The organism is Streptomyces sp. NPDC058239 (genome assembly GCF_042882185.1).
Taxonomy (GTDB): Bacteria; Actinomycetota; Actinomycetes; order Streptomycetales; family Streptomycetaceae; genus Streptomyces.
The window spans coordinates 67982-76617 of record NZ_JBHVWS010000037.1 but is presented as its reverse complement, the minus strand read 5'-3'; the positions used below and the strand labels follow the sequence as shown (position 1 = coordinate 76617).

The following is an 8636-nucleotide window of genomic DNA, read 5'->3' as shown; positions in this document are numbered from 1 at the left end:
GCGGGGGGGGGGGTGGTCCTGGGGGGCGGGGGGGCGGGCGGGGGGCGCCCCGCCCGGGCGGGGGGGGGGGGGGGGGGGGGGCCCCCCCCGCGCCCCGGCGCCGCGCCCCCCCCCCCCCCACTGCCGCCCCGTCTGCCGGGACGCCGGATCGGACAGCCTGTCGGGATCAGACCGCCGGGGCCGGGTAGGTCGGGTACTCCACCCCGGAGACGTGCTGGACGACGCGGATGACCTGGCAGGAGTAGCCGAACTCGTTGTCGTACCACAGGTAGAGGATCGCGTTGTCGCCGTCGACCTTGGTGGCGCCGGCATCGACGATCGAGGCGTGGCGCGAGCCGATGAAGTCGCTCGACACCGCGTCGGGGGCGGTGGTGAAGTCGATCTGCCGCTTGAGCGGCGAGGTCAGCGACACGTTGCGGAGGTAGTCGAGAACTTCCTCGCGGGTGGTCTCGCGCCCGAGCCGCAGGCTGAGGATCGCGATCGAGACGTCCGGCACCGGGACGCGGATCGAGCTGCCGGTGATCGGCGCCTTGAGGTCGGGCAGCGCCTTGGCGACGGCGGAGGCGGCACCGGTCTCGGTGATGACCATATTGAGCGGCGCCGAGCGGCCGCGGCGGTCGGAGCTGTGGTAATTATCCAGCAGGTTCTGGTCGTTGGTGAACGAGTGGACGGTCTCCACGTGGCCGCGCAGGACGCCGTACTCGTCCGCCATCGCCTTCAGCGGCGGGACGATCGCGTTGGTGGTGCAGGACGCACAGGACAGGATCTGCTCATCCGGCTTGATCGTGTTGTGGTTGACGCCGTGCACGATGTTGGGGACGTCGCCCTTGCCCGGCGCAGTCAGGACGACCTTGTCGATACCAGGACGAAGGTGCTTGGACAGGCCCTCACGGTCGCGCCACTTGCCGGTGTTGTCGATGAGGATGGCGCCCTTGATGCCGTACGCCGTGTAGTCGACCTCCGACGGGTCGTTGGCGTAGATCACCTTGATCTCGTTGCCGTTGGCGATGATCGTGCTGGTCGCCTCGTCGACGGTGATCGTGCCCTGGAACTGGCCGTGGATGGAGTCACGGCGCAGCAGTGAGGCACGCTTGACGATGTCCTGGTCGCCGCCCTGGCGGACGACGATGGCGCGCAGGCGCAGGCCGTTGCCCGAGCCGGCCTTCTCGATGAGCAGGCGGGCGACAAGGCGGCCGATGCGGCCGAACCCGTAGAGCACGACGTCACGCGGCTCGCGGCACTCGATCTTGTCGGCACCCGTGGCGCCGACGACGGCCCCGGCGGTGAACTCCGCCACCGAGAGACCGCGGCCGTCCGTCTTGTACGTCGCGGCGAGCATGCCGATGTCGATCTGGGAAGGGCCGAGATCGAGCGTGGCAAGAGCCTGCAGGAACGGCAGCGTCTCGGTGACCGAGAGTTCCTCACCGGCGATCTGCCGGGCGAATCGGTGGGTCTTGAGAATGCTGACCACCGACTTGTTCACCAAGGAGCGGCTGTGGAGCAGGACTGTGACGTCCCGCTCCCGGTGCAGCTTCCCGATGATGGGGATCATCGACTCCGCGATCTCCTCGCGGTTCTTCCAGTTGGTGAACGAGTCGTCATTGACAGTCACAGGTTTATCTTTCGAGCTAGGCGGCGCTCATATGCTAACCCCCCGCCACTTTGATCATTCAATCGGTGCCACCCGAGCGGGATGCGGCGATCGGATTCCCCGGTCCACTGCGCGGTGACAGCAGTCATCACCACAGCCTCCGCCGGCACGGCACCCGGACGCGGGGTGCGCCGGACCGGAACAGACTCCGGGCCTACGGAACAGTGAGCCGGGATCTCCGACAGGAGTCACCCGGCGAGATCGACGACGAGTCGACCGACCGGCCTGGCCGGCCGGCCACGGGAGACGAGCCGGCCAAGGTCGCGGGATCGGATGCTCCCGGAGGGGGCCGAGCATCGGCATGCGCCCCGCCGGCATGCCCGCGCACCCCCGGGCAGGACGCGGACCGCCCTCCCGCCTCGGCGTTCGGGGGGCCACTTCAGGGGTTGCCGAATTTAGCGAACATCACATATCGACAAAGCCCTCATATTGGACATTTCACCCCAGATATTCAAGATCCCGGATTCGAGGCCACGTATGGTCGCCGTGGCCTGTGAATTGGGATCCGATCCGGTATCGCTGAGCCCCGATTCCCATTCACCGATTCTCCGCGGCCCGAACAGACGCCAGGGCGGCCACCTGCTGCAGCCCACTTCGCTGAGCGGTTGTGAGCAGACGCAGCGGGAGCCCGGCTGTCAGCCGGACGCGCGAGGTTTGGCGAGATGACCTACGGCACACAGCGAGACAGGACACAGCCTTCATGCATGGATCACACATATTGACCTGCTCGCGGCGCGGTCTGGCCACTGCCCTGGCCGCAAGCTCCCTGCTCACCGTATTCGCCCTGGCGACCCCGGCGTCGGCCGGCACCGCCAGTGCCACGGCGGGTGGCTCGAAGGTCGTATGCACCTCGAAGAAGCCAGGACTGGCCTCCGAGCTGTCCCACGACATAGCCGGGGCTCTCGACGGGCGACAGGGCACATGGTCGCTGGCCCTCTACGACAGGGTCACCAAAACCACCTGCCGGCTCAAGGCCGACACGCATTTCGACTCCGCCAGCGTGGTGAAGGTCTCGGTGCTCGGAGCACTGCTGCGGCAGGCCGAGGAGGCACACCGGAAGCTGACTCCGCAGGAGGTGAAGCTGACCACTGCCATGATCACCAAGTCGGACAACGACTCGACCTCCGCCCTCTGGCACCAGATCGGTTCCGCCGGCTTCAAGAAGTTCCTGGCTCTGGCACAGATGCGGCACACCGTTCCCGCCGCAGGCCGAAGCTGGGGCCTCACCCAGGTCACCGCCGGCGACCAGCTCCGGCTCATGCAACTGCTGACAACGGAGAATGCGGTGCTCACCCCATCCTCGCGCAGCTACGCTCTCGGGCTGATGAATCACGTCACCCCCGGCCAGAGGTGGGGGGTGCCCGCCGGATCACCCGCTACGGCATCCGTCCACGTCAAGGATGGCTGGCTGCCGCGCGCCACCGGCGGATGGCGGGTGAACAGCGTGGGCGCCTTCACCGGCGGTGGTCATGACTACGGCATGGCTGTGCTCTCGACCGGCAATCACACGATGGACTACGGCGTCGGCACAGTCGAAGGAGCGGCCCGCATCATCCATCGTGACCTGACGGATGCCGCTTGACGGCAAGCCGTTGAGCGGCGGTCGCTTGCTCCGACTGATTCCATCAACGATGCCTGCGCCGAATCTGTTCGGCTCTCATGGTGTGGGCCGGCTGAAGGCCGGATCCCACGTAAGCCGAGCGAGGTGGGCATCCAAAAGCTGGACCCGCCCGGGCAGGGCTTCCCGGAGGTCCCACCAACGAATGTCCACGATCTCCTCGTTCTGCTGGAAATCGAGAACACCGGCGCTGCAGCCGGCGAACAGCGCGCCGTATTCGGCACGCCGGCCAGGCGCCAGCGTGAAGCCGGCGTAGCCGGCGAACCGCAGCTTTCCGTCCGGCACCTGTCCGGTTTCCTCCAGCAGCTCGCGTACGGCCGCCTGGCGCGGAGACTCACCTTGCTCGATCCGCCCTCCGGGCAGCTCCCACGACTGCCTGAACCGGTCGAAGACCATCAGAACGCGGCGCCTGTGCCACAGGGCCACCAGTGCGAAGGGCAGTGGTGCGTCACCCGGCGGCGCCCCTTCCCTCCCACTGACGAAGGAGGTCAGGGCATTGCCCAGATCATCGACGGCAAGCGGTGGGGCTACGGAATCAGTCACCCCCGCTCGATGCCCGCCCCCGGCCCGGTGCAAGCCGGACTCGACCCGTCCTGCGCCGATCCGGATGTTCCGGAACCGACGACGAGGTTCCGGAACACTCGGCTGACGGGGCCCGTCAGCCGAGTCGGGGTCGTGATCCCCGCCCGGTTCCGTGCGCGTCCAGCGGAGCGGCGAGCGCTCGACCATGTCAGCAGTCCGGCTCGTGAGGGTTCTCCGGCCGGCTGATCAGTCGCTCGGCGTCTGCTTCGAATACTTGGCCCGGTGGACGCCCCCGCCCGCACACACGACTACATCCGCGGCCGGGCCCACCAGCGCGCCCTGCCGCGACCCCCGGCGGCGGACTCCGGTCCGGATCGAACAAGGTCTCAATCCCGACGGTGGCGCGCGGCTCGTCGACCGCGGAACCCCGCCGGGCGCTGCTCCGGAGTCATCGGTGTTCAGCCGCCGTGCTCGACGAGGCCTGCGACCACGACGGTCTCCGCCACGGTGCCGGGGATGTCCTCCGGTGCCACGCGCAGGATGTCGCGGGAGAGGACCACGAAGTCGGCGGCCTTGCCGACCGTCAGCGAACCGCGTTCGTGTTCAAGGAAGTTGGCGTATGCCGAGCCCATCGTGTATCCGTGGACCGCGGCCTCCACGCTGATCGTCTCCTGCGACATCCAGGGCTCACCGCCGCCCAGGGGGCGCCGGGTGGCGGCGGTGTAGATGCCGATCATCGGGTCCATCTCGGCCACGTTCCAGTCGCTGGAGAGCGCAAGCAATGCCCCGGCCGTGTGCAGGCTGCGCAGGGGCCATGCCTTGTGCCAGCGGCCTGCACCGATGTTCTCTGCCCAGTCCTTGCCGGGGCCCGCGACCTCCGGGGCGCTGTGACGGGGCTGCATGCACGCAACCACGCCCAGTGCGGCGAAGCGAGGTGTGTCGTCGGGGTCGAGGCACTCGACGTGAACGACCTGGTGGCGGGCGTCCCGCGGTCCGTTGACCGCGCGGGCGTGCTCGACGGCGTCGAGGACGGTACGGATCCCCCTGTCGCCGGTCGCGTGGACGAAGCACTGGAAGCCGCGGGCGTCCAGCTTCGTCAGCAGGCTCGCAAACTCCTCGGGCGGGTAGAAGGTGTCGCCGCGGTGGTGACGGCAGCCCGCGTAGGGTTCGAGGAGAGCCGCGGTACGCGGCTCGACGACGTCGTCGATGTAGAGCTTGAGCGGTCCGACCCGTATCCGGTCGTCGGCGTACCGGCGGGCGGCGGCGGCGAAATCGTCCAGGTCGCAGTCCGTGGTTCCGCGCGGGTGGAAGAGGGCCGCGACGATCCGGGACCTGAGTCGGCCTTCGGCGCGTGCGCGTGCGAAGAGGGCCAGGTCGTCCAGCGAGTTCTGGGGCTCGACCACTGTGGTGATGCCGAAGCCGATGGCATCGTCCAGGGACTTGGTGAGGCGTCCGTACTGCCGGTCGGGCGAGGCCCACGGCAGACCCAGCGTCTGCAGAGCCCGGTGGCCGTCACGGGAGAGGCCCTTGACTGCGAAGTCCGTGATGAAGCCGGTGGGTTCGCCTGTGATCGGGTCGGTGGCTGCTTCACCGAAGGGCAGATTGGTGTGGTCGCGGTCGATGCCGAGTCGGCGCATGGCTGCGGTGTTCACCCAGGCGGTGTGCACGTCGTAGCTCAACACGAAGGCGGGCACGTCCCCCGTGACGGGGTCGAGGTCGCCGGCGGCCGGCATCCGGCCCCCCGGGATGGCCGAGTAGTCGAAGGCTTCCGCCTCGATCCACTCGGCGTCGGGGTGGGAAGTGCGCCAGGCACGGATGCGGGCGTGGACCTCGTCGAGTGTACGGGCGCCGGACAGCTGGACGCAGGCGTCGTCCGAGCCGAGCCGGACATGGTTGTGGGCATCGACAAACCCGGGAAGGACCAGCTTCCCGCCGGCATCGATCACTCGCGTGTCCGGCCCCGTCCACTCCTGTGCGTCCTTGTCGGAACCGAGCCAGGCGATACGGCCGTCGACAACTGCCATGGCCTGCGCCTCGGGAAGCGCCGGGTCGACGGTATGGATACGGGCGTTGCGCAGGACGAGGTGGGCGGGGCGAGCGGCGATGGCCATGTGAGGTAACTCCTGATGATGCGGGTATTTCGGCTGGGCGTTGCCGCGCGGGCCTGATGTGGGCGCCGCGTGGAAGCAGTTCAGGAAAGGTCGGTGTGCGGGGCGACGGTCCGCCTGGCGAGCATCCGGTAGACGAGCCCCGACACGAGTGAGCCGAGCAGGGTCAGGTCGGCGCCGCCCAGCGGCGCCACCAGCGGGCCGGTCCACAGCTCGGAGTCGCAGGTGAGCGCGGCGAAGGCCATGCCGACGAGGAGCGCGGCCACACCGGCAGGGTGGTAGCCGGACCGGTACCAGTAGGCACCGTCCGGACCCGCGTGCAGGGCCGTTGGGTCGTAGTGGCAGCGGCGCATCAGCATGTCGGTGAGAAACACGCCGCCCCAGGGCGCGAACACGATGATCAGCAGGGAGAGGAAAGACAGTAGCGAGCTGGTGAAATCGGTGAGGAAGAGCGCGCAGAGAGATCCCGCGGCGGTGACGGCCGCGCTGATGATGATGGCCTTGGAACGGCTCCAGGGAACGCCGAGCACCTGAAGGTTCAGGCTCGACGAGTAGAGCGTGACGATCGAGTTGGTGACCGAGCCACCGAGGACGAGAGCGAGGAAGAGCGGCTGGAACCATCCCGGCAGCAGCTGCTCCGTGCCCGCCACGGCGTCGGTCATGTCCGTCTGCGTGGCTGCGGCCACCCCCGCCACGCCCAGAGCGACCGACGACACGAAGCCGCCGAGGGCGCCGTACCAGGTGAGCGACCGCATCGAGGTCGCCCTCGGAAGGTAGCGCGTGTAGTCGGCGGGCATCGGAACGTACGAGAACGGACCGGCCAGCATCACGACGAATGCCAGGCTCCACCCGGACGCACCGGGCAGGGCGGCTGCTCTGCCCGTGTCGGCGCCCGGCAGCAGGAACACCAGGAGCACGGCGAAGCCGATGGCGAGAACGTACGCGATCCAGCGCTCGGCGAACTGGACGGTGGCATGGCCCCACAGGGCGACGACGAAGGTCAACGCGAGTGTGATCAGGAGCGCGAGAGCCCGCCCTGTGCGGCCGGACTCCCATCCCAGATCAGCGAAGAACGCCTCCAGGGCGAGCGTGCCGACGACCGTATTGAGGATCGTGTAGCCGATGCTGACCACCCAGTTGAGCATGCCGGCAGGCCAGTTGCCGCGCACACCGAAGGCGGCGCGGGAGATCACCAGAGTGGCGGTGCCGGTACGGACGCCGCTCAGTCCGGCGGCGCTGATGGCGAAGAACGACAGGCCGCCGAGGACCACGACACCGGTCGCCTGCCAGAAGGACAGGCCGAAGGCGACGGCCAGGGCGCCGTTGATGACATAGGTGAAGGTGAGGTTGGAGCCGAACCAGAGCCAGAACAGGTCCTTCGCGCTGCCATGGCGATCCTCGTCGGGAATCGGATCGATGCCGTGCGTCTCGACCTGGAAGACCTGGTCGGCGGCCGTCGTCCCGCCGGGCGCCCTCGCGGTCGTGTCCTGCTGCGTCATGCGACCCACCCCTCGTCCGTGCGTGTCCCGGGAGCCCCGGCACGATACTTTGAATGCCGTTCTAAAAGTTAGAACGGCATTCAAGGTGTGCCGCCGGTGCCCCGTCAAGACCTCTGCGGAAATCGGCCGCTAAGGTCATCACTGGGCACACGGAGGAGGAGGCGCGGCGTGGCAGCGACGGCGCGACGGCGTGACGGGCACCTGGCCCAGGAACGCATGCTGGAGGAGGCGATGGCGGCCATCGCCGAGGATGGCCTGGCCACGCTCACCATGTCGGCACTCGCCAAGCGCCTCGGCACCAGCGGCGGCCACATCCTCTACTACTTCGGCAGCAAGGACCGCCTGCTCCTTGAGGCGTTGCGGTGGAGCGAGAACGCGCTCACCGATGAGCGCCGGGCACTGCTGGCCAGCCGGGTCGGCACCGAGCGCAAGCTCCACCTCTTCCTGGAGCTGTACCTCCCCCACGGGCCGCGCGACCCGCGCTGGACCCTGTGGATCGAGCTATGGGCGCGCACGGCGTCGAATGAGCCGCTGCGCCAGGCCCAGGCCGAGATCGATCGCGGCTGGCAGGAGGACCTCGAATCACTCCTCGCCAAGGGCGTGCGGCAGGGCCGCTTCGCTGCGGACCTGGATGCGGCGGCGCGTGCTTCCGAACTCCTGGCCCTGCTCGACGGGTTGAGTACGCGCGTCGTCCTCGGCCAGCACGGGGCGGACCGAGACAGCGCGCTGCGCATGGCGCTGTCCGTAACCGCACGGCTGGTGGAGCGGGAGTGAGCCGAGTGCTCAAGAACCGGTCCGCAGGGCCCCGGCCGGGAGCACCGCCCACCGGGCGGGGCCTTGACGCAACGCGTCGGTCGCTTCCCGCACGGCCCGACCACCGGGCCCTGCCGCGGGCAACCCACCCCTGCCTCGACCAGCACGACAACACCCTGGCCCGGTCCTGGGCCGCCGTGCCGGGCGGCACGTCGCAGAAGGTCGAGTCGAGGCTGCGCCTTCAGGCCGAGTGCGGCGCCACGGACGGCGCGAAGCCGGTGATCCGCGCCGCGGGACAGCCGTCCGAACGGCGTCGGAGGATGCCCGGCTGAGCGGGATGCGGACAGGTCGTGCGGGCCGGAGGGGTGGGGGGGGGGACCCCCCCCGCCCCGCCCCCCCCCCCGCGCCCCGGGGGCGCAAAAAACACCCCCGCCAGGGGGACAAAAAAAAGCCCGGCCCCCCACCCGCAACCCCACCCGCAAACC

At 69.1% G+C, this 8636-nt stretch carries 7 protein-coding genes; 3 read left to right on the top strand and 4 right to left on the bottom strand.

Annotation, left to right across the window (positions count from 1 at the left end; translation table 11 throughout):
• Positions 1-166: 166 nt before the first annotated feature.
• Positions 167-1612: a glyceraldehyde-3-phosphate dehydrogenase gene (locus ACFVYE_RS31440; RefSeq protein WP_383977732.1), complete on the bottom strand. Its 1446-nt coding sequence runs from the start codon at positions 1610-1612 to the stop codon at positions 167-169.
• Between the two features lie 739 nt (positions 1613-2351).
• On the opposite strand from ACFVYE_RS31440, the gene ACFVYE_RS31435 reads away from it, so the two are divergent.
• The gene (locus ACFVYE_RS31435; protein ID WP_383977735.1) at positions 2352-3233 is read left to right on the top strand and encodes a serine hydrolase; all 882 of its coding nucleotides are present in this window, start codon (positions 2352-2354) and stop codon (positions 3231-3233) included.
• 75 nt (positions 3234-3308) lie between these two features.
• On the opposite strand, the gene ACFVYE_RS31430 is transcribed toward ACFVYE_RS31435, so the two are convergent.
• The 3 genes from ACFVYE_RS31430 to ACFVYE_RS31420 form a co-directional block, all read right to left on the bottom strand.
• Positions 3309-3998 (bottom strand): NUDIX hydrolase, encoded by a 690-nt coding sequence (locus tag ACFVYE_RS31430; protein WP_383977737.1) that lies wholly within the window; start codon positions 3996-3998, stop codon positions 3309-3311.
• A gap of 251 nt (positions 3999-4249) precedes the next feature.
• Positions 4250-5902, bottom strand: coding sequence for an amidohydrolase (locus tag ACFVYE_RS31425; RefSeq protein ID WP_389607802.1), 1653 nt, complete (start codon positions 5900-5902; stop codon positions 4250-4252).
• A gap of 80 nt (positions 5903-5982) precedes the next feature.
• Positions 5983-7398 (bottom strand): purine-cytosine permease family protein, encoded by a 1416-nt coding sequence (locus tag ACFVYE_RS31420; RefSeq protein ID WP_383977741.1) that lies wholly within the window; start codon positions 7396-7398, stop codon positions 5983-5985.
• Positions 7399-7566: 168 nt separating this feature from the next.
• On the opposite strand from ACFVYE_RS31420, the gene ACFVYE_RS31415 reads away from it, so the two are divergent.
• Together ACFVYE_RS31415 and ACFVYE_RS31410 are read left to right on the top strand one after the other, a co-directional pair.
• Positions 7567-8172, top strand: coding sequence for a TetR/AcrR family transcriptional regulator (locus ACFVYE_RS31415; protein WP_383977744.1), 606 nt, complete (start codon positions 7567-7569; stop codon positions 8170-8172).
• Positions 8169-8483 carry a hypothetical protein gene (locus ACFVYE_RS31410; RefSeq protein ID WP_383977747.1) on the top strand — a complete coding sequence of 105 codons (315 nt, stop codon included), beginning with the start codon at positions 8169-8171 and terminating at the stop codon, positions 8481-8483. Before ACFVYE_RS31415 ends, ACFVYE_RS31410 begins: the two co-directional genes overlap by 4 nt.
• Positions 8484-8636 lie beyond the last annotated feature (153 nt).